The sequence below is a fragment of the Amycolatopsis sp. TNS106 genome, assembly GCF_019330265.1.
GTDB classification, from domain to species: Bacteria; Actinomycetota; Actinomycetes; order Mycobacteriales; family Pseudonocardiaceae; genus Amycolatopsis; species Amycolatopsis lurida.
The window spans coordinates 6,762,703-6,784,178 of the sequence record NZ_CP024972.1; the positions used below are offsets into that span (position 1 = coordinate 6,762,703).

The 21,476-nt window shown below is 68.2% G+C and carries 22 protein-coding genes and 2 tRNA genes; 9 read left to right on the top strand and 15 right to left on the bottom strand.

The window, feature by feature from the left end:
* Positions 1 to 129 precede the first annotated feature (129 nt).
* The 6 genes from CVV72_RS31080 to CVV72_RS31105 all read right to left on the bottom strand — a co-directional run bounded on the left by CVV72_RS31080 (position 130) and on the right by CVV72_RS31105 (position 5,124).
* A complete protein-coding gene (locus CVV72_RS31080) occupies positions 130 to 288 on the bottom strand; it encodes a DUF6307 family protein (RefSeq protein ID WP_167373519.1) in 159 nt (52 codons plus the stop codon).
* Positions 289 to 297: 9 nt separating this feature from the next.
* Complete coding sequence (locus tag CVV72_RS31085) at positions 298 to 477, bottom strand: RGCVC family protein (RefSeq protein ID WP_219147334.1); 180 nt, start codon at positions 475 to 477, stop codon at positions 298 to 300.
* A complete protein-coding gene (locus tag CVV72_RS31090; RefSeq protein WP_219147336.1) occupies positions 477 to 1,499 on the bottom strand; it encodes an acyl-CoA desaturase in 1,023 nt (340 codons plus the stop codon). The genes CVV72_RS31085 and CVV72_RS31090 overlap by 1 nt, the downstream gene beginning before the upstream one ends.
* 434 nt (positions 1,500 to 1,933) lie before the next feature.
* Entirely contained in the window at positions 1,934 to 2,851 is a 918-nt protein-coding gene (locus CVV72_RS31095; RefSeq protein ID WP_255632313.1) for a dihydrodipicolinate synthase family protein, read from the bottom strand.
* 539 nt (positions 2,852 to 3,390) lie between these two features.
* Positions 3,391 to 3,861, bottom strand: coding sequence for a heme-degrading domain-containing protein (locus tag CVV72_RS31100; protein WP_219147340.1), 471 nt, complete (start codon positions 3,859 to 3,861; stop codon positions 3,391 to 3,393).
* Positions 3,862 to 3,894: 33 nt separating this feature from the next.
* Complete coding sequence (locus CVV72_RS31105; protein WP_219147342.1) at positions 3,895 to 5,124, bottom strand: M20 family metallopeptidase; 1,230 nt, start codon at positions 5,122 to 5,124, stop codon at positions 3,895 to 3,897.
* Positions 5,125 to 5,200: 76 nt separating this feature from the next.
* On the opposite strand from CVV72_RS31105, the gene CVV72_RS31110 reads away from it, so the two are divergent.
* From CVV72_RS31110 to CVV72_RS31130, 5 genes are all read left to right on the top strand, one after another.
* The gene (locus tag CVV72_RS31110) at positions 5,201 to 5,683 is read left to right on the top strand and encodes a tRNA adenosine deaminase-associated protein (RefSeq protein WP_199745611.1); all 483 of its coding nucleotides are present in this window, start codon (positions 5,201 to 5,203) and stop codon (positions 5,681 to 5,683) included.
* A gap of 74 nt (positions 5,684 to 5,757) precedes the next feature.
* Positions 5,758 to 6,159: a nucleoside deaminase gene (locus CVV72_RS31115; protein WP_241783701.1), complete on the top strand. Its 402-nt coding sequence runs from the start codon at positions 5,758 to 5,760 to the stop codon at positions 6,157 to 6,159.
* An 84-nt stretch (positions 6,160 to 6,243) separates the two neighbouring features.
* Complete coding sequence (locus CVV72_RS31120; protein ID WP_007035155.1) at positions 6,244 to 6,450, top strand: CsbD family protein; 207 nt, start codon at positions 6,244 to 6,246, stop codon at positions 6,448 to 6,450.
* A gap of 50 nt (positions 6,451 to 6,500) precedes the next feature.
* Positions 6,501 to 6,591, top strand: a tRNA-Ser gene (locus tag CVV72_RS31125).
* A gap of 257 nt (positions 6,592 to 6,848) precedes the next feature.
* A complete protein-coding gene (locus CVV72_RS31130; protein ID WP_219147344.1) occupies positions 6,849 to 7,754 on the top strand; it encodes a hypothetical protein in 906 nt (301 codons plus the stop codon).
* Positions 7,755 to 8,222: 468 nt separating this feature from the next.
* Here the strand turns inward: CVV72_RS31130 and CVV72_RS31135 are convergent, their stop codons facing one another.
* Positions 8,223 to 8,768 carry a DUF305 domain-containing protein gene (locus CVV72_RS31135; protein WP_219147345.1) on the bottom strand — a complete coding sequence of 182 codons (546 nt, stop codon included), beginning with the start codon at positions 8,766 to 8,768 and terminating at the stop codon, positions 8,223 to 8,225.
* Positions 8,769 to 8,862: 94 nt separating this feature from the next.
* On the opposite strand from CVV72_RS31135, the gene CVV72_RS31140 reads away from it, so the two are divergent.
* On the top strand, positions 8,863 to 9,309 hold the full coding sequence (locus tag CVV72_RS31140; RefSeq protein ID WP_219147346.1) for a limonene-1,2-epoxide hydrolase family protein: 447 nt from the start codon (positions 8,863 to 8,865) through the stop codon (positions 9,307 to 9,309).
* A 146-nt stretch (positions 9,310 to 9,455) separates the two neighbouring features.
* Here CVV72_RS31140 and CVV72_RS31145 read toward each other — a convergent pair whose 3' ends face one another.
* Entirely contained in the window at positions 9,456 to 9,626 is a 171-nt protein-coding gene (locus tag CVV72_RS31145) for a hypothetical protein (protein WP_167373521.1), read from the bottom strand.
* 126 nt (positions 9,627 to 9,752) lie between these two features.
* A complete protein-coding gene (locus CVV72_RS31150) occupies positions 9,753 to 11,081 on the bottom strand; it encodes a BNR-4 repeat-containing protein (RefSeq protein WP_219147347.1) in 1,329 nt (442 codons plus the stop codon).
* A 173-nt stretch (positions 11,082 to 11,254) separates the two neighbouring features.
* Here CVV72_RS31150 and CVV72_RS31155 point away from each other — a divergent pair, with 173 nt between their 5' ends.
* A complete protein-coding gene (locus CVV72_RS31155) occupies positions 11,255 to 13,732 on the top strand; it encodes an endonuclease/exonuclease/phosphatase family protein (protein WP_304511296.1) in 2,478 nt (825 codons plus the stop codon).
* A gap of 397 nt (positions 13,733 to 14,129) precedes the next feature.
* Here the strand turns inward: CVV72_RS31155 and CVV72_RS31160 are convergent, their stop codons facing one another.
* The 6 genes from CVV72_RS31160 to CVV72_RS31185 form a co-directional block, all read right to left on the bottom strand.
* A complete protein-coding gene (locus CVV72_RS31160; RefSeq protein WP_219147348.1) occupies positions 14,130 to 14,501 on the bottom strand; it encodes a hypothetical protein in 372 nt (123 codons plus the stop codon).
* Positions 14,494 to 17,235 (bottom strand): FtsK/SpoIIIE domain-containing protein, encoded by a 2,742-nt coding sequence (locus CVV72_RS31165; RefSeq protein WP_219147349.1) that lies wholly within the window; start codon positions 17,233 to 17,235, stop codon positions 14,494 to 14,496. The genes CVV72_RS31160 and CVV72_RS31165 overlap by 8 nt, the downstream gene beginning before the upstream one ends.
* A gap of 15 nt (positions 17,236 to 17,250) precedes the next feature.
* Positions 17,251 to 17,496, bottom strand: coding sequence for a hypothetical protein (locus tag CVV72_RS31170; protein ID WP_016337967.1), 246 nt, complete (start codon positions 17,494 to 17,496; stop codon positions 17,251 to 17,253).
* 1 nt (position 17,497) lies between these two features.
* A complete protein-coding gene (locus CVV72_RS31175; protein ID WP_005167132.1) occupies positions 17,498 to 17,758 on the bottom strand; it encodes a hypothetical protein in 261 nt (86 codons plus the stop codon).
* Positions 17,759 to 17,898: 140 nt separating this feature from the next.
* Positions 17,899 to 17,983 (bottom strand) — tRNA-Ser (locus tag CVV72_RS31180).
* 72 nt (positions 17,984 to 18,055) lie between these two features.
* Complete coding sequence (locus CVV72_RS31185) at positions 18,056 to 18,802, bottom strand: PP2C family serine/threonine-protein phosphatase (RefSeq protein ID WP_219147350.1); 747 nt, start codon at positions 18,800 to 18,802, stop codon at positions 18,056 to 18,058.
* A gap of 77 nt (positions 18,803 to 18,879) precedes the next feature.
* On the opposite strand from CVV72_RS31185, the gene CVV72_RS31190 reads away from it, so the two are divergent.
* Both CVV72_RS31190 and CVV72_RS31195 read left to right on the top strand, forming a co-directional pair.
* A complete protein-coding gene (locus tag CVV72_RS31190) occupies positions 18,880 to 20,532 on the top strand; it encodes an N-6 DNA methylase (protein ID WP_219147352.1) in 1,653 nt (550 codons plus the stop codon).
* Complete coding sequence (locus CVV72_RS31195; protein WP_219147354.1) at positions 20,533 to 21,417, top strand: serine/threonine-protein kinase; 885 nt, start codon at positions 20,533 to 20,535, stop codon at positions 21,415 to 21,417.
* Positions 21,418 to 21,476 lie beyond the last annotated feature (59 nt).

The following is a 21,476-nucleotide window of genomic DNA, read 5'->3' on the forward strand; positions in this document are numbered from 1 at the left end:
GTCGATCGGTCAGTGCCTCATCAGCACAACTCCGATCGACCCGGCCAGGCCGTTCCGGCAACGTCTCCCTGACGCTCCACGAGACCTCGCTGACGCCTTGTTAACGCGCGAGTAACCCAGGGCACACTCTCAGCGGACGGGCTCCGGGACGGTGTCGAGCGCGCGCACCATGTGCACGGCCAGCGCGAACGCCGCCTCGTTGCCGAGGTCGGTGTGCTCGGTGACGATCTTCTTCACGGTGTCGACCCGGATTTCGTACCGGGAGACGGGGACGGTGTCGGCGTTCATGGTGATCCTCTATTCGGTTGTTTCGGGTTTCGTGGCACAGGTGCAGCCGCGGCTGAAGCCGCCGGCCGCGGTCGCGGTGCAGAAGCGGCGGGCGATCGCGTCGTGCGCGGACATCGGATGCGGGCAGCTCGGGCACCGGTCGCCGGCGGCTGGCTCGGCGACGTCGCCGAGGGAGCGGACGGAGGTCATCACGCGGCCGCCGGTCGAGCACGCAGGGGCGCCCCGACTTCGTGCAGATGCCGGAGCACGTAGCCGTACGACGCCGCCCAGCCGCACTGCGCGTAGTCGATACCGTGCTTCGCGCAGAACTCCCGCACGATCACCTGCGCGTGCTTCAGGTTCGGCCGCGCCATGCTCGGGAAGAGGTGGTGCTCGATCTGGTAGTTGAGGCCGCCGAGCGCGAAGTCCACGACCGGGCCGCCGCGCACGTTGCGCGAGGTGAGCACCTGCTTGCGCAGGAAGTCGAGCGTGTGCCCGGCCGACAGCGTCGGCATGCCCTTGTGGTTCGGGGCGAACGAGCAACCCATGTAGACGCCCCACAGGCACTGGTGCACGGCGATGAAGACGAAGCCGACACCGGGCGAGAGGACCACGAACACCGCGGTCAGGTACGCGGCGACGTGGGCGAGCATCAGCGCCGCTTCGAGTTTCCGCCGCTTGAAGCCGCGCTGGAACATGGCGGTCACGCTCGAAACGTGCAGGTTCAGGCCTTCCAGCAACAGCAGCGGGAAGAACAGGAATGCCTGGTATTTCGCCATCCAGCGCAGGAAACCACGCCGTTCGGTGCCCTGCGCCTTGGTGAAGATGAGCGCGGCGAGATTGACGTCCGGATCCTCGTCTTCGTGGTTGGGGTTGGCGTGGTGGCGGGTGTGCGTGCCGATCCACCAGCCGTAGCTCAGGCCGGTCAGTCCACCGTGGACGAATCCGGTGACGTCGTTCGCTTTGCGGCCGCGGAAGATCTGCTTGTGCCCCGCGTCGTGGCCGATGAAGGACAGCTGCGTGAACATCATCGCGAAGAACGCGGCGAGGAACAGCTGCCACCAAGAGTCGCCGAGGTGCGCGAAGGCGACCCAGCCGCCCGCGAAAGCCAGCAGGTTCAAGGAAATCTTCAGCGCGTAGTACTTTCGCCGCCGGTCGAGGAGGCCGGCGTCCTTGACCAATTTGGACAGTTCAGCGAAATCGCTGCCCTGCCTCGTCTGTGTGGAGGTCATGGGGAGATCACACCGTTCTGGTTCGTGAAAGTGGGCAATCCAGCAACGGGTTCACAAACACCGAAGGGGTCTGGGTCGGCCGAGAAAAGGCACTGGTACCACAACACGCCACGGTCGCTCCGTGGCCTTCTTCCAGTGTCCCACGGCGGAGGAGTGGAAGCAATTCACCAAAGCAGCACGTTCTGGCGTACAGTCGAAGACATCGAGGGAAATTTCCCCCGGTTCCGTCCGATCGCGAGCTTCGATCGGAGACAGGAGCACCGGCCAGACATCGTTCTTCGCGCTCATGGTCCCACCGGCCTCGCCGGTGAGCAGCCGCCCGCCGCGCTACAGCGCGCCCCGAGGCGCCCATCAGGGCCACGCCGCGATCGTCGATGGCCACGACCTCTGACCTGTCACCGTGTCCGCGCCCGCCCCAGTGGGCGCGGACACGGTCAGAAAAGGCCCCAGTCCGCCAGTGCCGCGCAGACCTGCTCTCGTTCCGCGCCGGTCAGGGCGCGGCTCGGCGGGCGGACGTCGGCGCGGCAAAAACCCAGCTGTGCCAACGCTTCCTTCACCACGCTCACGTTGTTGGCGTTGCCGTCCGCGGCCCGTAACTCCTCGAACGGCCGGACGCGTTCCCAGCAGGCCATCGCGCCGCGGAAGTCGCCGTCGCGCAGTGTGCGGAACATCTCCAGCGAGAGGGACGGCGCGACGTTCACCAAGCCCGACGTGAACCCGGTCGCGCCGACGGCGAAGTAGCCGGGTGCCGACAGCTCCGCCAGCCCCGCGATCCACGTGAAGCGATCGATCCCCGCGTCGCGCGCCACCGCGGCGAACCGCGCCGGATCCGGCACCGCGTACTTCACCCCTATGACGTTCTCCGCGGCGTCGGCGAGCCTGGCAAGCCGCTCGCCGTCGATTCGCGCGTCGCGTACGTACGGCACGACACCCAGCTCCGGGACCGCCGCCGCGATGGCGCGGTGGTACTCGACCCAGCCCTCCGCCGAAACGTACGGATGCACCGGCTGATGGATCATGATCAGCTCCGCGCCCGCTTCCGCGGCGTGCCGTGCCGCGCCGATCGCCGTCCGGACGTCGTGCCCGACGCCGGCGACCACGCTCGCCCGGCCCGCCGCGGCCTTGACCGTCACTTCGAGGCAGCGCCGGGCCTCGGCCTCGTCCAGCGCGTAGAACTCGCCGGTGTTGCCGTTCGGTGTCACGACGCCGACTCCGCCGACGATCACCCGGTCCACCAGTTTCGCGTAGGCGTCCGGATCCACGGCGCCGTCGGCGTCGAACGGGGTCACCGGGATGGCCACGACCCCGGCCAGCCGCCGTTTCCGCTCGTCGAAGCGGGATGAGGAGGTCACTGGCATGCCCTATCTGATATATGATGTGACAAATCACGGTAGCACGCGAGCCGCCTCGGACACTTGCCCCGGAAAATGGGACAAGCGTCCGAGGCAACCGGGATGGCCGGTCCGCGCGTGCTCCCGGTATGCGAAGGCGGTGGCTCTGGGGGACCCCGGCGAGGCTGGTGCTGTTCGGTCTCATGCTCGTGTTCCTGAACGCCTCGTGCGGCCCGCCGGCGGTGGGTGACGCGTTCACGTTCCGGCTCGGCGGCTGGACGGTGCTCCCGGACGAAGACCTGCGCCTCGCCTATCTGGCGGTGCTGGACGAGCGGTGCCCGCCCGGGGAGACCTGTGCTTCGGCGGGGCGCGCGATCGTGACGATGTCCTACGCCCGGCCGCAGGACGGCCCGGCGGTGTCGTTCACGATGGACGTGGTCAAGGCCGAGGGGGTCCCCTTTCGGCGGCCACCGGGTCGACTACGCGGATCTCTCGCCCAGCGCCGATTTCCTCACCTTGCGCCTCGGCCGGAGTTCCCCGGAACTCCGTCGATAGTCCGATCAGGACGGCGTGGCGAGGAAGAGTTCCAGCTGCTCGACGACGAACGCGTGATCTTCGGCCTGTGGCAGTCCCGAGACACCGACGGTGCCGACCGGGCCCACGCCCTCGACGATCACCGGGAACACGCCGCCGTGCGCGGCGTAGCGGTCCGGGTCGAGCCGGGAATCGGCTTCGAACGTCGTCCCCTTCGCGCGGAACTGTTCGCCGACGAGGAACGAGCTGTGCCCGTAACGGTCGACGACGCGGCTCTTGCGGTCGATCCACGCGTCGTTGTCGGCCGAGGTGCCCGGCAACGCCGCGTGGAACAGCCGCTGCCCGCCGCGGCGCACGGAGACCGTCACCGGGAGGGCGCGGTCCCGTGCCGCCGCGAGCAGGTGGGCGCCCAGCTTCAGCGCGGTCTCGTTGTCGAACCGGCGGAAGACCAGGCGCTCCTCCTGTGCGGCCAGGACGGCCAGGGTGTCATCGCTCATGGCACCCATTAAATCAACGCTGTTGTGTAATGGCTAGCGAAGGGCGTCCAGCGCGAAAGCGGCGTACATCGCGACGCCGTTGGCCATCGCGTCTTCGTCGAAGACCACCCGGTTTGAGTGGTTCGCTTCCACCGTGGCCAGGTCGGCGTCGGGCGGGCAGGCGCCGAGGAACGCGAAGGCGCCTGGAACCCGCTGGAGGACGTAGGAGAAGTCCTCCGCGCCCATCACCGGGTTCTCCATGACCTCGGAGTTGCGGGCGCCGAGGACCTCGGCCGCCAGATCGAGGACCCGGGCCGCGACCTGAGGGTCGTTCACCGTGACCGGGTAGCCGGGGAGGACTTCGGCGCTCACGCGGACGCCGTGCGCCGCGCCGACCGCCTCGCACACCTTCGGCAGCTCCTCTCGCACGTACGCCTGCGTCCGCTCGGACAGCGTGCGGATCGTGCCCTCCAGGAACGCCGTCTCGGGGATGATGTTCGTCGTCGTCCCGGCCTCGATCCGGGTGACCGAGACCACCGCGGGCTCGAACACGCTGACCTTGCGGGTCACCATCGTCTGCAGCGCGCTCACCATCGCGGCCGCCGCCGGCACCGGGTCGATCGCTTGGTGCGGCGCCGAACCGTGCCCGCCACGGCCGGTGACCGTGACGTGGAAGCTGTTGGCCGACGCCATGATCGGCCCCGGCCGCGTCTGCACGATGCCCGACGCGACCTGGGTGAAGATGTGCAGGCCGAACGCCTTCTCGACGCGCTCGCCCGAGGCGTCGAGCACCCCTTCGTGGATCATGTGGCGCGCGCCGTGCTCGCCCTCCTCGCCGGGCTGGAACATGAACACCACCGACCCGGCCAGCTCGTCGACGTGCTCGCTGAGCAGCCGCGCCGCCGACGCCAGCATCGCGACGTGGGTGTCGTGCCCGCAGGCGTGCATCGCGCCGTCGTCCTCGGAGGCGAAGTCGAGGCCGGTGTCCTCGTGCAGCGGCAGCGCGTCCATGTCGCCGCGGAGCAGGATCGCCGGGCCCGGCTTCGCGCCGCGGAGGACGGCGGTCAGCGAGGTGGTCGATTTGCCCTCGATGATCTCGAGCGGCAGGCCTTCGAGGGCCGCTTTGATCGAGGCCTGGGTTTTCGGCAGGTGGAGCCCGATCTCCGGATTCCGGTGGATCTCCCGGCGGAGCTCTACGGTTTTCGTCTGGAGCGCGCGGGCTTCCGCCAGCAATCCGGCGAAGCGCGCGTCGGGGAGGGTGGGCAGGTCGGTGGGTCCGGTCATGTCTCGATAGTGGCGCATGCGGCGCTTCAGGCGCACCGTGCGTGCGTTCCGAATGCGGGCGGAATACGGTGTGCGCATGGCGGTGCAAGAGCCGATCACGGGGTTCGCGGTGGCCGTGGTGCGGGAGGACGGTCGGTGGCGGTGCAGCTCTCTTGATCCAGGGGCGCTCGCCGAACTCGACGCTGCGATCACCGAGCTGGGAAAACTGCGTTCGACCGGTGCCGCGTTCGGGCTACTGGCGGTCGACGACGAGTTCTTCGTGATCGTCCGGCCGAGTCCCAGAGGCCCCTCGCTGCTGCTGTCCGACGCGGCCGCGGCGCTCGACTACGACATCGCCGCCGACGTCCTCGACGTGCTGAGAGTCGACCCCCCGGACGAGGACGACGACGCGGTCTGGCCGGAAGGCGACCTGGAGATCCTGTCCGACCTCGGACTCCCCGGGGCCGAACTGCAGGTGATCGTCGGCGAGGTGGACCTCTATCCGGACGAACAACTCCAGATGGTCGCGCAGCGGTGCGGGTTCGCCGCCGAGTTCTCCAAGATCCTGGACGAGATCTGAGCCCCGCCGCCTCCGCAGCCGACATCGCCGCCGTCCGGGCGGCGATCGCGGCGGCGCGAGGTGCGGGCGACGACGTGCCGATCGGTGCCGTCGTCCTGTCGCCGGACGGGACCCCGCTCGCTTCCGCGCGCAACGCCCGCGAGGAACTCGGCGACCCGACGGCGCACGCCGAGATCCTGGCGCTGCGAGCCGCCTCCGAGCGCTACGGCGACGGCTGGCGGCTCGAAGGCTGCACGCTCGCGGTGACGCTGGAGCCGTGCACGATGTGCGCCGGCGCCCTCGTGATGGCCCGGGTCGCAAAGGTCGTCTTCGGCGCTTGGGAACCTAAGACCGGGGCCGTGGGGTCGCTGTGGGACGTCGTCCGCGACCGGCGGCTCAGCCACCGCGCGGAGGTCGTCGGTGGCGTGCTGGAGGCCGAATGCGCCGCCTTGCTCGAAGAGTTCTTCCACGGGCAACGGGGTAACCGCACCGGGTGACAGATGTGTCGGATCCCGTGGCCCGGGTAACCCGGAGGCAGGCGGTCGCAAACGGCGACCGCAGTCGAAGGAGGAACATCCGCCATGAGCGTTTTCGACAAGGCGAAGGACAAGGCCGAACAGGCCATCGGCGCCGCCAAGGAGAAGCTCGGCGAGAAGACCGACAACCAGGACCTCGCGAACTCCGGCCGGGCCGACCAGACCGAAGGCCAGGTCAAGGAGGCCGGACACGACCTGCGCGACCGCGCGGAAGGCGGCGTGCAGGACCTCAAGGACAAGTTCAACAAGTAGATCCGACCCCCTTCTCATCGCCTCGACCTGCCTCCGGTAGTGTTCTCACCGGTGGCGTGTCCGAGCGGCCGAAGGAGCACGACTCGAAATCGTGTGACGGTTAATACCCGTCCGTGGGTTCAAATCCCACCGCCACCGCCAGCATGACGAAAGCGCCGGTTTCCCGAGGGAGACCGGCGCTTTCGCGTTGCGGGTCTGATTCGGCGGAGGCGTCCTCTTCCCGATCGGTGACGTTCCGATCACACGGCGCTGGGGAGCGTAACGCCGAGCGATGGCACCGCGACCAGATGGGCACTTACCGCTGCCCCGCGGCAGGACGCGTCCAGTCGCTCGACCTGCTGGGGTGTCGAAGTGGCGCGGAGAGGGGCGGCCTTATCGATGTGCTCGAGGGGACGCGAATGAAGAATCGACTGGCACTCGTCTTCGACGGGTTCAGAGGTCTCACAAAAGCCGGAATTCTCCGCTTCGGCTTGACCCTCCTTTCGCTGACTGGTGCGCTCTCCTTCATCTTCAACGCCACGACGCTGATTTCGTACATCGCCGCCGTCAGTTTCCTGTCGCTCGCCGGGATGCTGGGACAGACACTGGTGAGCCGATCGCGGCTACGGGAGAAGAACCGGCGGGATCGCGAATTGTTCGAGCGTTATATCGACGAGATCAGCAAGCGGGCCCAATTCTATTGGAAGATGACCGAACTCAAGAAGACGCTTGAGATCGATTCCAATGGTGACACACACGACCTGGTGGCCGTCAAGGCGATCGCCGTCGACCAGGAGTTGACTTTCTTCCGCCTGCACGTGGGTTGCGGCTGGAAGCAGCCGGTCCGCCAGCGTCGAAAGGTGGTCGTCCGGTCGTGTAGCCCGATATCGGAAGGGGTGGGCGGTGTCGATCACGAGGTGACCACAAGCTGGTTGACCCAGGAAAAGCTGGAAGTCCTGGTGCACTTCCACTCGCCGGTTCCCGCGGGTGAAGAGTTCGTCGTCCTGCTCTCGATCGCCTGGCCGGGTAAATGCAGGCCGTTCATGCGGGACTTCAAGGCGGATCACTTCATGGTCAACTTCCAGGCGCCGATAGGGCGCGTGGAGTACACGCTGAAATTTCCGCCCGGATTCGAAGCACGATGTCAACCGGTGGGATTCAAGCAGGCGGGGATCGAGAGTGTCACGCTGCGGCCACCGGTCTCGGGTAAGTCGCCGTCGTTCACCATCGAAGCGACCGGGGTCGATGGTGGCTGCCGGTTCGGGGTCATTTTGCAGCAGAAAAAGGGAGGCCATGACGCGATGGCCTCCCATGGTGACGACTAGTGTGCACTCAGCCGCCGATTTCGTCCCCGGATTGAAAGTTCATGCGAAGTCCTCCTTCTGCTGCAATGATATGCCTTCGTGGCCAGTGGATCAACAAGTGGCCAATTGCCAGGAAAGGCACGCTTTCGGTTTTCGGCCGCAGTGAGAGTTGCTACGTTCGGTGGGCGAATGGTCACCCTCTGGTTTTCGTTCTCGGCTCTCCTGCGAGGTGCGTGAACCCTACCCGCGATTGTCGTGTTCCGCGTAGTTGTACGACTACTTCTCGACGGCTCTGAAAGTTCCCGTAGGGCTGGACCGCCTCCGTCTGGCCCCATATGTCGTGCCGCTCAGGGTGTTCATGCCTGCATATTGGGCGTCCTCTGCGGGGAAGTATCTGTCGGTCAGGAAGACCAGGACACCCGAAAGTGGAACGTCAATACTTTGCGTGATCCGGCTCTGACGTTGGGTGCGAGTCAAGATTGGACAGGCTCAGGAAAGCTGCGCGGTGATCTCGTCGATCGCCGCCGTCTGGTTCTCCACGATCTCCTGTGCGAGCGCCTTGGTCTCGGCGTGCTCGCCCGACGACAGCACGGTCTTGGCCATCGCGACGCCGTTGCGCAGATGCTCGGCCATGAGCGGAAGCCACACCTTGTCGAACTCGGCGCCGGACAGGTTCTGCAGCGCGGCGACCTGCCCTTCGGTGATCATCCCCGGCATCGCGTGCCCGGCGTGCCCCGCCGCGGGCAGGACGGCCGCGTTCCACGATTGCAGCCAGCCGGTCATCGTCCGGACCTCTGCCGACTCGGCCTTGACGATCTTGGCGGCGGTGGCCTTCACGTACTCCGAGGCCGACCGTTCCGAGGCCAGGTTCGCGACCTGGATCGACTGCTGATGGTGCGGGACCATCTGCTGGGAGAAGGTGATGTCGGCCTGGTTGGCGCCCGGTGTCGCCGGTGCGGCGCCCGTGGCCGTCGAGCAGCCCGCGAGCACCCAGACGACCAGCCCGAACAGGGCCATCGGCAGTCGCCGTCGCATCGATACCTCCGTAGTCAGGGAAAAGCGGCCCCTCTCCTCCTGTGATACGGCTGTGACCTTCCGGCGGTTCAAAAGCGGATTAGCCTTGGCAGGCATGACGGATCCGAAGACAGTGGTGACCGGTTTCCTTCAGGCACTCGAAGAGTTCGACATCGATCGGGCGCTCGGCTTCGTGGCGATCGACATCGTCTACCAGAACGTCCCGCTGCCCCCGGCCCGCGGCCTTTCGGCGGTGGAGAAACAGTTGCGCGCCATGGCCCGCTACGGCAGCGGGTTCGAGGCGCGCACCCACCACATCGCCGCCGACGGCCCGATCGTGCTGACCGAGCGCACCGACGTCCTGCGACGCGGTTCGTGGGAGGCCGAGTTCTGGGTGTGCGGCACGTTCGAAGTGCGCGACGGCCGGATCGTGCTGTGGCGCGACTACTTCGACTGGACGACGTTCCTGGCCGCGAGCGCGAAGGGCGCGGGCAAGGCGGCGATCGCCGGGGCGAAGTCGCTCATCGGGAAGTACAAGGCACGGCAGGAACTCGAGCGCTGAAATCGATGAGATACGCCCCCAAGCACGCGAGTGCGGCGTAGGCGGAAATGACACACCGCCGGTGTACGGGCTCCGTCCTCCCCCGACGGGTCCCGTGCACCGGCGGTGCGCCCCCAGTTCCCCCTGCTCGCCCTCCCCGGCGAGCGTCAGAAGGTCGTGTGCCGGTCGGCCATGTCGGCCTGGCGCAGTACGGCGTCGAGCCGTGCTCCGCCGAAATGGGCCACCTGCCGTCCGCCGCGTTTCCGGTCGCGCAGGTCGACGGCCAAGGCGATGCTCAGCAGCAGAACCAGTGCCGTACCGACGATGAGCCAGTTCATCGGACACCTCCTCCGGCGACGTGAGCGGAGGATTTGTGTCCTCGCTCACGTCGCCAAAGGTAACTCCGGGAATGCCGGGTTGTACCCGGACTTGAGGTTCATTTAAGGCAGCGGAACACCAATGGGCTATTTCCGCGGGGTTCCCGCGACATAAATGTCACCGTCGGCCACGGAGACGTCACGGGCGCTGGCCGCGCCGGTCGCCAGAATGCGGGCCGGGTCCCGGAAACCGGCGATCACTTCGACGCGCTGGACCGGTTTCGGTGTGGTGATCAAGGTTTCCGGCCGCCAGGTGCGCCCGTTCCCCAGCAGGAACGTTTCGATGTTCGGCTTTCCGTCCCGGGTTCCGTAAACGCGCCATGTGCCGCCATTGAGCTGTTCGATCTCGCGCAATCGGAGTCCGTTCGCGACTTCGCGCACTTCCCAGTTCCGGCCGTTCCACGCGCCCGCGAAATCGCGCGGCGAGCCCGCGGCGTCGAACTGGAACCAGGTGACGAACGGTTCGCCGTCGCGCTGGGTGCCGACCTGCAGGATGTAGTCCGGCGACTTGAGCCCGCCGGGGAGTTCGAGCGGTGTTTCGACGACCTTGAGATACCGTTCCTGTTCGGCGTCGTCGACCTGCGTGCCGAGGTCGTGGCCCGCCGCGGAGAAGAAGTGCAGGGTGTGGACGTCGAACGACAGGTAGTAGACGTTCCGGTGGTAGATGTCGTGCTTGTGCTGCGTGGGCCCACCGCCCGCGAGCGTGTAGACGAACTGGATCCGCCCCCGCGACGGCAGGTACCGCAGCTGCCCGACATAGACCTCGTCCATGTGGTCGGACCGGCCCAGCGAGCCGAACGCCCACCGTTTCCCGGTCAACCGCACGGAGTTCGTCCACGTCTTCCCGTGATCGCGGGAAACGAGGTACTTCATCGGGCGGAAGTCGGAGTCCGCCGCCGGATCCAGTTCCTTGGTGGTCTCCCGATAGAACAGGAACAGCGTGCCGTCGACGGTCTTCACCGGCATCGGGTAGCTCGCCGCGGCCCCCTCGGGGACCTCCACGTCGGTCCAGGTGCCGTCGAGGGAATGCGCGAGCGGCGCGCGGCTGAGCACGGTCCGCTTGTTGTGCATGCCGCGGAAGATCAGCAGGCGCCCGTCGCCGGCCAGCAGCATCGTGGGGTAGTTGTGCGGATCGGACTCGCCGTCGGCGATCTTCTTCGGCGCCGTCCAGGCGCCGGTCCGGTGGTCGTAGGCCTGGACGTAGGTGTCCGCGGCCTTGCCGGACCACGAGATGAAGGTCTTGCGCGCGACCGGATCGAAGATCCCGCCCGCGGTCGGCCGCCGGTCGGTGCGCGACGCGACCGTGGTCGCCAGGGTCATCACCTCGAACGCGACCTTCTCCGGTGGCTTGGCGGCCGCCGGGGGAACCGGGATCACGAGTCCGGCCGCGACGATCGCGCAAAGCAGTCTGCGCATGAAGACGCCTCCTGGTGCGTAACAGGCGGCGGAGGTCGATCTTCTCACGCGCGGACTCGGCGCGACCAGGGTCCGAACGGGCTAGCGGTGACGAATCGTTGCCTTGTCGTCTTCCTCATTTCACTTGTTCAGGGGAGTATGCCTCGACCGATCTTGTGAAAAGGGGACCCAGCGTGACCACATCCCGACGTGCCGCCCGGAGACGGGCCCTGACCGTGGCCGTCGCCTCCGGCCTGGTCGTGAGCGGCGTCTCCGCTCCGGCCGCGCTCGCCGCGCCCAGCGCCGACGGCGTGATCGCCGAGGTCTACGGCGGTGGCGGCAACTCGGGCGCCACGCTGACCAACGACTTCGTCGAACTCGCCAACCGCGGCACGGCCGTCGTGAGCCTCGACGGTTTCAGCGTCCAGTACGCGCCCGCGTCGGGGAACAGCTGGCAGGTCACGCCGCTGGCCGGCAGTGTCGCGCCCGGCGCGCGGTACCTCATCGCGCAGGCGAAGGGCTCGGGCGGCACGGTCGCGCTGCCGTCGCCGGACGCCACCGGCTCGCTGGCCCTGTCCGCGACCGCGGGCACCATCGCGCTCGTCCAGGGCACGACGGCGCTGACCTGCAAGACGGCCGCCGACTGCGCGGCCGACACCCGGATCAGGGACCTGGTCGGCTTCGGCGCGGCCGCCGTCATCCGCGAGGGTTCCCCGGCGCCGGCGCCGTCCAACACCGCCTCCGTCGCCAGGGGGACGACGCTCGCGGACACCGACGACAACGCCGCGGACTTCACTTCCGGCGCGCCCACGCCGACCAACGGCAAGGGTGAGACGCCGGGTGAGACCGGTCCGCCGCCGGTCGACGCCAAGATCCACGACATCCAGGGCACCACCCGGATCTCGCCGCTCAAGGACCGGAAGGTCGCCGGGGTCACCGGTGTCGTGACCGCGATCCGGAGCTTCGGTTCGGCGCGCGGGTTCTGGATCACCGACACCGCGCCCGACGCCGACCCGCGCACCAGCGAGGGCCTGTTCGTCATCACCGGTTCGACCACGCCCGCCGTGGCCGTCGGCGACGCGGTGACTGCCGGCGGAACCGTCCGCGAGTTCTACCCGGACGCTCCCGCGACCTCGCCGTACCAGTCGCTCACCGAGCTGACGAGTGCACAGTGGACGGTCCAGTCGAGCGGGAACGCCCTGCCCGCCCCGACCGTCGTCACGCCGGAAACGGTGCCGGACACCATCGCTCCCGCGCCGGGCGGCAGCATCGAGCCGTTGCCGCTCGAGCCCGCGAAGTACTCGCTGGACTTCTGGGAGACCCACGAGAGCGAGATCGTCAGCGTCTCCGACGCGCGCGTCGTCGGCCCGACGTCGTCGTTCAACGAGCTTTACGTGACCACCAAGCCGAAGCAGAACCCGAGCGTCCGCGGCGGCGCGGTGTACCTGGACTACGACCGGCTCAACACCGGAGTGCTCAAGGTCGCGTCGCTGATCCCGTTCGCCCAGCAGCCGTTCCCGAAGGTCAACACCGGCGACGTCCTCACCGGCGAGACCTCCGGCCCGGTCGAGTACAGCAACTTCGGCGGCTACACGCTGTTCGCGACGAAACTGGGCGCGGCCAAGGACAACGGGTTGCAGCGCGAGAGCACCCGCGCGCAGCGCAGTGGTGAACTCTCCGTGGCGACGTACAACGTCGAGAACCTGTCCGCTTTGGACAGTGCGGAGAAGTTCGGTGAGCTGGCCAAGGCCGTCGTCGGCAACCTGGCGAAGCCGGACATCCTGAACCTGGAAGAGATCCAGGACAACAACGGGCCCGCCAACGACGGCACCGTCGCCGCCGATCAGACGTTGCAGAAGTTCGTCGACGCGATCGTCGCCGCCGGCGGCCCGCGCTACGAGTGGCGTCAGATCGACCCGGAGAACGGCAAGGACGGCGGCCAGCCGGGCGGCAACATCCGCGTCGGCTTCCTGTTCAACCCGGCGCGTGTGTCCTTTGTGGATCGTCCGGGCGGTAACGCGACCACGCCCGTCGACGTGGTCAAGGAACGCGGCAAGACCCATCTGACCGTCTCGCCCGGCCGGGTCGACCCGGCGGACGAGGCGTGGGCGGCGAGCCGCAAGCCGCTGGTCGGCGAGTTCGTCTTCAAGGGCCGCACCGTATTCGTCATCGCGAACCACTTCAACTCCAAGGGCGGCGACCAGCCGACCCACGGCCGCAACCAGCCGCCGGTCCGGAGTTCCGAGGTGCAGCGGGCCAAGCAGGCGACCGTGCTCCGTGGCTTCATCGACAAGCTGCTCGCGTCGGACAAGAACGCGAACATCGTCGTGGCGGGTGACCTGAACGACTACCCGTTCTCGCCCGCCGTCGAGACGCTTACCGCCGGTGGCGCGCTGAAGGACCTCATCGCGACGCTGCCCGAGAACGAGCGGTACAGCTACGTTTTCGAGGGCCAGTCGCAGGTGCTGGACCACATCCTGGCGTCGAAGGCGCCGCGCGGGCTCGACTACGACGTCGTCCACCTGAACGCCGAGTTCGCGAAGCAGGCGAGCGACCACGATCCGCAGGTGCTGCGGTTCCGGCCGAGTGCGGGCAACCCGGTCCAGGACGCGTTCAACGACCTGGCGGACTACCTGGAGAAGGTGCTCGGCCCTTACCTGCCGAAGCCGTAGCTCTCCCGCGTGAAGGCCCCCTTCCCCCGGCTCAGCCGAGGGAAGGGGGCCTTCACGCGAGTTACGCCTCCGATCACGCGAGTTACGCCTCCGATCACGCGAGTTACGCCCTCGATCACGCGAGTCACGCCCTCGATCACGCGAGTCACGCCCTCGATCACGCGAGTCACGCCCTCGATCACCCGTGTCGTCCGTCTGATCACGCGTGTCGTCCGTCCGATCACAAATTCCCTCCATCGAGTACGCGTGATCGGAGGCGTAACTTTTGTGATTGAAGGCGTGACTCGCGTGATTGGAGGCGTAACACGCGTGATTGGAGGCGTAACACGCGTGATTGGAGGCGTAACTCGCGTGATTGGAAGGCGAACTCGCGTGATTGGAGGGACGACACGCGGGGTCAGGAGCGTTTGGCGCGCCACCCCAGGGAAAGCACCGCCTGCACGAGTTCCTGGTAGCTCGGCTTGACCTCTTCGAGGTACTTCTCCAGGTAGCCGGGCCGCGCGGTCGGCACCGGACGCGGGTCTTCGTCGTCGGGCAGCCACGAGAGACCTTCGACGTTGTGCTGAGCCATCTTCCACCAGCGCGTGCACCGGTCGACGGCGCGCTGCTCGCGTTCGGCGGCGTCCGCGACGGCCTGGTGCGCTTCGGCGAGCCGGGCCTCCAGTTCGTCCGCGCGGCCGATCTCCCAGTCGCGGAGGTTCTCCGCAGAAGCGCGTGCGAGGCCGACGATCTCCTTGTACCGCATGGCCGCGGTGGTGCCGTCATCCATCGAGAAGCCCTTCCGGACGCTGGAACGGGATGATCACCTCAGGGGCGCCGTGAGTGGTGCGGTCGAAGAACAGCGCCCGGCCCGGCCGTGGCGACCAGTGCACGACCTGGCCGGCGGCGAACGGCGACAGTTCGTTGCCCTGGACGTCCAACGCCGCCCAGGTGCCGATGTCGTCCGTGCCCGCGAAACCGAGCGTGTCCTTCAGCCGGGCGATGCTGCGCCACCAGCCGATGGTGTGGACGCCGTGCGTCGGACCCTGCTTCAGCAGCACCCGCAGCTGATCCAAACCGCTCTTGAGCTGTCCGGGTGCCTTCGCCTCCAGAGCGGGAATCGACGCGTCGACGCCGTACAGCAGCAGCACCTGCGCTTTGTCCAAAGAGGACAGATTCTCCGCGATATCGATTACCCGGGCGGGTAAATCGTCGACGAGGGTGGCCTGGTGTCCGTCCGCGCGCAGTCGCTCGGCGAGTTCGGCCACCGCGGGGACGGACGCTTCGATGGGGCACGAGAGCACGAACTCCACCGACTCGCCGTGATACTGGCGGGCCAGTGAACGAGCGGCGGAGTCCATGATGGACAGTGCTTCCGCGGTGGCCGCGCCGAGGACGGCGACGTTGCGCCCCGGCGCCTTCGGCAGCTCGACCCCGCAGGCGGCCTCGTCGACGTCGATGGACTGGCCGAGCAGCGCCCGCGGCCGGTCCGTCGGCTTGAGGTCGGCGAACGCCGGGAACTGTTCCAGCACGGGGGAATGCGCGCCGTCGAACAGCCGCGGCCGTTTGAACGACTCCGAGTACTGCTCCCAGAGCCGGTGCTGCAGCTTGTTGAAGACGTCCTTGGTGCTCGCGTCCGGTACGTGGGCGAGCTGGTTGCCGTGTGCCACCCCGGAATCGTGGTTGATCACCGCGTGCCACTTCGGCGCCGAGACCGCCGCGTTGTTGGTTTCGGCAAGCACGCGCCGCGCCTTCGGCATCGCGATCCGCAGCGTGCACTGCTCGAACACCGCCGGTTTGCCCCAGAAGGCCTCGATCCCGGCGACGTCCTGGCTCGCCAGCACCAGGTGGATGCCCTGAGACCGGCCTCGCCGCGCGATGTCCTCCAGCAGCTGGGTCGCGGTCGCGGTCACGCCGTCGCGGCCGGCGAACAGGTACTGGAATTCGTCGATCACCGCGACGATCCGCGGCCAGTGCCCGCCGGGGTCCTGCTCGCGCAGGTCCGCGAGGTTGGTGACTTCGTGCAGTTTCGCCGCGGCGGACCGGCGGCGCAGTTCGTCGGCGAGGAACCGCAGCAGCGCCAGGCCGAACTCCCGGTCGGTGTTGACGTTGACCCCGATGAGCTTGGCGTGCGGCAGCCAGCTGGCGTCCCGCCGCCCGGGCGCGAGCCCGGCGAACGACACGCCCTCCTTGAAGTCCAGCAGGTACAGCGCGAGCTCGTCCGGCGAGTAGCGGGCCGCGAGGCTGCCGAGCAGCGAGTACAGGAAGTTCGTCTTCCCCGAACCGCTCGGCCCGCCGATGAGGGCGTGCGGGCTGGCGTCGCCGATGACGACCTCCACCGGCTCGCCCTCGAAGAACCCGACCGGCGCCCGCAGTTCGCGCGCCGAGCTTTCCTTGCCCAGCTCGGTCGGCAGGAGGTCGGCGAACGCGCGGGGCCCGCCCTGTTTGGCGATCAGCGCCTCGGCGATCCGCCCGGCGGCGCGGATGACCTGCCCGGACGGCATGGGCGGGTCGAGGTCGACGACGAGGTCAGGGCCGGTCATGCTGCTCTTCGCGCGCCGCTCGTCGTGCAGGCTCAGCGATTCGACCGAGGTCGACAGCATGGTCGGCACGTCGACCAGGATCAGGCAGATCCCGGCCGCGAGCGCCCCGGTGGCGACTCGCTTCAGTTCGCGGGCGCGCTCCGGTTCGAGGGTTTCGCCGTTGCCGTAGAGCACCGCGACGCGGAACGGTTCGACGCGCTGGCCGCTCGCCCGCCGGATCTCCCGCAGCGACGTGTGCCCCGCCTGCATCCCGGTCGCGTGGATGCGGCGGATGTGGCCCGCCAGCTCGTCGAGGAGGTCTTCGAGCCGTCCCGGGTCGTACAGCGTGAGCGCGCTCGTGCGGCTCAGCGGGTACAGGTCGGGCAGGATCGCGGTCAGCTGCCCGACGTCCCACAGGTGAACGCGTACCGCGCCTGGCTCGAACGTGCTCAGGATCCGCATCAGCAGGTTCTGCACGATGCCGTCCACCGCGGCCCTGGTCTTGGGCGCCGACGTGATGGACAGGTGCGACTCGTCGAGCAGGGGCACCGCGACGTCGAACGTGCGCGGGACGTCCTTGCCCGAAACGGTCGCCGAGCCGACACGCCACAGTCCCGGCGCGGTGATGCCGGGATTCCCGCCGACGCGACCGAGCCAGTTGCCCGGCGGCTGGCTCGCGGGCCCCGGCGCGTTGTGCGCGACGAGTTCGCGCAACGCGTTCGGGCCCGCTTCCCAGTCCGCGTAGAACTGGCCGCGCACACTGCCGAGCAGGCCGAACACCTCGTTCGCGGCGGGATGCCGCGACCATTCGGCGTACTGCTCCGAGGTGGAGTTGTTCATCCCCACCCGGACTATGTGCTGTTCCAGTTCCAGTTTGGCCAGTTCCGCCTCGGCGGACTGGCGGGCGCCGGCGGCGGCGCCGAGGACGAGCCCGATCTGGTGCCGGACCCGCTCCAGCGCCGTAACGACGCGATTGCGCTGTTCACTCGCTTTGCTGCCCATACCGGCTCGCCGATCTCAGAGGCGGGATTGGTAGCCGCTGACCAGGTCGTCAGCGGCGGAAAGGCGCGTCAGGAGATTTTCCATTCCCTCGTCGGCCTGCGCCAGCTGCGGCGGCACCCATGGCACGGCTTGGGCCTGGGGTTCCACGATGGCACGCCTGGACTCCTCGAGCAGGCTCCGTGCCCGCTCGGCATGGGCGCGTCCGTCGGCGAGGCCGGTTTGGACGGCCGTCAGCAGCTGGTGCAGCTCCTCGAGGTACATGTCAGAGACGGGTCGAGTACGACTCGGCCGACGAGATGCCCGCCTGGATGGTGCTCTGCATCCCGGTGATGCCCTGCAGCGCCTCGGCGAGGAGCCCGTGCGCCTGGCTCACCTCGTGCTGGGTGCTGCCCTGGGTGGCCTGGGAAAGCGAAAGCTGGGCTTCTTCGAGAGACTGCGCGGCCTGCTGAAGTGCGGCGATGCTCGCGGATGCCTTCTCGTTCGCGAGCGCGATACCAGCGCGGATCTCTTCGACTCCGGCCATTTTGGCGGACTCCTTGGGACGTCGGGGGCTGGAACGACCACTATTAAACTTAGCGTGATCAACTGACTCTGTTAAGTGAAGGTCCTGCTAAGTAATCAACAAGGCCCCGGACGTCGGAACGTCCGGGGCCTTGCTGACGGCGGAGGATACAGGATTCGAACCTGCGAGGGCGTGAACCCAACACGCTTTCCAAGCGTGCGCCTTAGGCCGCTCGGCCAATCCTCCGTGGGGAACTTTACCGGATGCCCTTTCGCCCCCTCGAAGGCGGGTCTGACCTGCGTTTGCGGCTTCAAGCCGTCACAGGCGCGAAGCGTCCACGACGTCGGCCACGACGCACGTGATGTTGTCCGGCCCGCCGCCTTCGTTGGCCAGGTCGATCAGTCTCGGGACGGTCTCCGCGGGATCTTGGAAGGCCCCCAGGACGTCCTTGATAACGGTTTCGACAACCGTTGCCGTTAACCCGTCCGAGCACAGCAGGAGACGGTCTCCGGGCGCGGCGTCGAAGGTCCAAATGTCCGCTTCGCCGCTGCCGGTGCTCAAGAGGGCTTTCATCAACAGCGAGCCGCGAGGGTGTCCTTCGACTTCCGACGGGTCGATGCGCCCGTCGTCCGCGAGGGCCTGCGCGAGCGTGTGGTCGCGGGTGAAGCGCTGAAGCGTGCCGCCGCGGAGGAGGTATCCCTTCGAGTCGCCGATGTGGGCGGCCGTGAAGTGGGAACCGTCGAACAGCACGGTCGTGAGGGTGGTGCCCATGCCTCGCGTCTCGGGCTCCTGCTCGGCCGTCGCGGCGAGCCGGTCGTCGATGGCGCGAAGGCCACCGGAGAGCACCTCGACCAGGTCGACGTCGGCGAGGTCGAAGCCATGGAGGTCCTTGTCGAGCCGGGACAGGACACCCACCGCCTCGGCGCTGGCGACCTCGCCGTGCGGCTGGCCGCCGATGCCGTCGGCGACGGCCAGCATCCTGGTGCTGGCGTAGACCGAGTCCTGGTTGACCTGGCGGCGCCGCCCGACGTCCGAGCCGGCGGCGTACCGAAGGGTGTACCTCATGGACCCCAGTAAAGCAGTTGTGTACTGAGTTCACAAACAAAGGGTTGGAATAGTCGGCTGTCGGTTACGATGCGGCGATGGAGGAGCAAGCCACCGTCACGGCGGCGGACATCGCGCGGATCGCCGGCGTCGGCCGCGCCGCCGTCAGCAACTGGCGTCGACGTTACGGCGATTTTCCGCCGCCCGTCGGCGGGACGGCGTCGAGCCCCTTCTTTTCCCTGGACGCCGTCGAAAAATGGCTGCGTGAACGGGGAAAGCCGGTCGAGATCTCGCTCGGGGACCGGATCTGGCAGCGGCTGCGGAACCTCGGCGACGACCTGGCGCTCGGCGACCGGGTCGGCAGGGTGGGGTCGTACCTGTCGCAGCGGCATGCGTGGACTTTCTCGCCGCGATACGACGACGCCGAGCTGCTCGAACTGCTGGACCGGTTCGCCGGCGAGCGAGGCGCGCGCGAGGCCTATGAGTTCCTGTGCGAACGCTATGTCGAGGCGCACTCCCGTCAGCTGTCCGTCACCGCGGGACCGGTGGCCGAGTTGATGACCCGGCTCGTCGGACCCGCGCCCGGCGTGGTGCTCGACCCCGCCTGCGGACTCGGGACGCTGCTGCTCGCCTCCGGCGGGACCCGGCTGCTCGGCCAGGTCGACGATCCGGCGACTTCCTGCATCGCGGCGCACCGGCTGCTGCTCGCGGGCGCGGACATGGAGATGTACGGGGCGGACGCCCTGTCGATGGACTCCTACGAAGGGGTTCTCGCGGACACGGTCATCTGCGATCCGCCGTTCAACGAGCGGGAGTGGGGTTACGACGAACTCGTCGGCGACCCGCGCTGGGTGTACGGCCAGCCGCCGCGCGGCGAGCCCGAACTGGCGTGGGTGCAGCACTGCCTCGCGCATGTGAAACCCGGCGGGCTGGTCGCGATCCGCATGCCGTCCGCCGCCGCCGGCCGCCGCACCGGGCGGCGGATCCGCGGGAACCTGTTGCGGGCCGGAGCTTTGCGTGCCGTGGTCACGGTCGGCGCGGCGGACCTCTGGTTGTTGCGGCGGCCGGAAGCCGGCGAGCGGCCGCCGTCCAGGGTGCTCCTGCTGGCCGATCCGTCCACTGTGGAGGAACAGTGGCGGGATCACCTGCGCGGCGCCGAGGTGGCGGGCGCGGTCCGGATCATCGATCTGCTCGACGAGGAGATCGACCTTTCCCCCGCGCGGTATCAGGATCGGGACGAACACGCGGGCGAGGCCTTTGTCCAAGTCCGAAGGTATTTCGAGGGAATCCGGCCGGAACTGCCGTCGCTGGCGGTGTCCGACGGGAAACCCTCGTTCGTCACGCTCGGTGAGCTGCTGAAGTCCGGCGTGCTGACCGTGCCGGAATCGGTGGAAGAAGGCGATGTCATCGCGTCGCCCTCCGTGCCCGCTTATGTCCACAGTGGAGAGACGGTCGAGGCCGAGCCGACGATGTCGAAGTACCGCACCGATCCCGAACGGCTCGACGCCGCGTTCCTCGCCGGATGCCTGCGCGCGGCGGGGCAGCTCGCCCCGGCCTCCTCCACCAGGATCGACCTCAGGCGCACCCGGATCCCGCGCCTGCCGATCGAGACGCAGCGTGCTCACGGGGAGGCGTTCACCCGCCTCGCCGCCTTCGAGGCAGCCCTGCGCGAGGCGGCGGAATCGGGCCTGGAGCTGGTGAGGCTAGGCTTGACCGGACTGACGGAAGGTCAACTGAGGCCGGGGAACTAGGTGCTGATCGCGGACCGTTACGAACTCGACGAGCTGCCGCTCGGCCGGGGTGGGATGGGCGCGGTCTACGCCGGCCACGACCGGCATCTCGGCCGCCGCGTGGCGGTGAAGTTCCTGGGGCTTCCCGGCGGTCCCGACGTCGAACTCGAACAGCGGTTCATCCGCGAGGCGCGGATCCTCGCGACCCTGGAACACGCGGGCGCGCCGACGCTCTACGACTTCGGCACCTACGACGAACGGCTGTACCAGGTCATGCAGTTCATCGAAGGCGTGACCGTCGCCGATCTCGCCGCCGAACACGGTCCGCTGCCGGTGCCGTGGGCGGCCGCGATCGCCGCGCAGGCCTGCGCCGTGCTGTCCGCCGCGCACGCGCTGTCCATCTGCCACCGCGATCTCAAACCCACCAATCTGATGCTGTGCCCCGACGGCAGCGTGAAGGTGCTCGACTTCGGGCTCGCGATGCTGCGCGAGACCGACGTCGCCCAGTTCACCCGGGCCGGGCAGATCCTGGGCACCCCCGCCTACATGGCGCCAGAACAGATCCAGCGGGGAATCGCCGGACCGCGCAGTGACCTGTACGCGCTGGGCTGCGTCCTTCACGAAATGCTGACCGGCAGGCAGCTGTTCACCGGGCCGACGGCGTACGCGGTGTTCGAGAAACAGGTCAAGGAGAGTCCGGCCGAAGTGGACGGTGTCCCGCGTGGACTGAACGATCTGCTCGCGGACCTGCTGGAGAAGGACCCCGAACGGCGCCCCGCCGACGCGAACGAGCTGTTCGGCAGGCTGGCCGGGTTCGCGCGGGACCTGCCGCCGCTCCCCGGATATCTGGACGAAGGCGCCAATCCGGGCCGGATGTACGCGCGGGTCGTCGGCCGCGTGCCCTGAGACGCGATCGTGACCTTCCGATCAACAACCCCGGACGGGTGAGCTCCGTCTTTACCCAT

What these genes read in the sequence shown, in the direction of transcription:
- CVV72_RS31160 (WP_219147348.1), bottom strand. Translation starts at nt 14,501, where the DNA reads ATGGATGACGGCACCACCGCGGCCATGCGGTACAAGGAGATCGTCGGC.
- CVV72_RS31135 (WP_219147345.1), bottom strand. Translation starts at nt 8,768, where the DNA reads ATGCGACGGCGACTGCCGATGGCCCTGTTCGGGCTGGTCGTCTGGGTG.
- CVV72_RS31175 (WP_005167132.1), bottom strand. Translation starts at nt 17,758, where the DNA reads ATGGCCGGAGTCGAAGAGATCCGCGCTGGTATCGCGCTCGCGAACGAG.
- CVV72_RS31185 (WP_219147350.1), bottom strand. Translation starts at nt 18,802, where the DNA reads ATGAGGTACACCCTTCGGTACGCCGCCGGCTCGGACGTCGGGCGGCGC.
- CVV72_RS31140 (WP_219147346.1), top strand. Translation starts at nt 8,863, where the DNA reads ATGACGGATCCGAAGACAGTGGTGACCGGTTTCCTTCAGGCACTCGAA.
- CVV72_RS31165 (WP_219147349.1), bottom strand. Translation starts at nt 17,235, where the DNA reads ATGGGCAGCAAAGCGAGTGAACAGCGCAATCGCGTCGTTACGGCGCTG.
- CVV72_RS31110 (WP_199745611.1), top strand. Translation starts at nt 5,201, where the DNA reads ATGGCGGTGCAAGAGCCGATCACGGGGTTCGCGGTGGCCGTGGTGCGG.
- CVV72_RS31190 (WP_219147352.1), top strand. Translation starts at nt 18,880, where the DNA reads ATGGAGGAGCAAGCCACCGTCACGGCGGCGGACATCGCGCGGATCGCC.
- CVV72_RS31090 (WP_219147336.1), bottom strand. Translation starts at nt 1,499, where the DNA reads ATGACCTCCACACAGACGAGGCAGGGCAGCGATTTCGCTGAACTGTCC.
- CVV72_RS31100 (WP_219147340.1), bottom strand. Translation starts at nt 3,861, where the DNA reads ATGAGCGATGACACCCTGGCCGTCCTGGCCGCACAGGAGGAGCGCCTG.
- CVV72_RS31120 (WP_007035155.1), top strand. Translation starts at nt 6,244, where the DNA reads ATGAGCGTTTTCGACAAGGCGAAGGACAAGGCCGAACAGGCCATCGGC.
- CVV72_RS31085 (WP_219147334.1), bottom strand. Translation starts at nt 477, where the DNA reads ATGACCTCCGTCCGCTCCCTCGGCGACGTCGCCGAGCCAGCCGCCGGC.
- CVV72_RS31170 (WP_016337967.1), bottom strand. Translation starts at nt 17,496, where the DNA reads ATGTACCTCGAGGAGCTGCACCAGCTGCTGACGGCCGTCCAAACCGGC.
- CVV72_RS31150 (WP_219147347.1), bottom strand. Translation starts at nt 11,081, where the DNA reads ATGCGCAGACTGCTTTGCGCGATCGTCGCGGCCGGACTCGTGATCCCG.
- CVV72_RS31080 (WP_167373519.1), bottom strand. Translation starts at nt 288, where the DNA reads ATGAACGCCGACACCGTCCCCGTCTCCCGGTACGAAATCCGGGTCGAC.
- CVV72_RS31105 (WP_219147342.1), bottom strand. Translation starts at nt 5,124, where the DNA reads ATGACCGGACCCACCGACCTGCCCACCCTCCCCGACGCGCGCTTCGCC.
- CVV72_RS31145 (WP_167373521.1), bottom strand. Translation starts at nt 9,626, where the DNA reads ATGAACTGGCTCATCGTCGGTACGGCACTGGTTCTGCTGCTGAGCATC.
- CVV72_RS31130 (WP_219147344.1), top strand. Translation starts at nt 6,849, where the DNA reads ATGAAGAATCGACTGGCACTCGTCTTCGACGGGTTCAGAGGTCTCACA.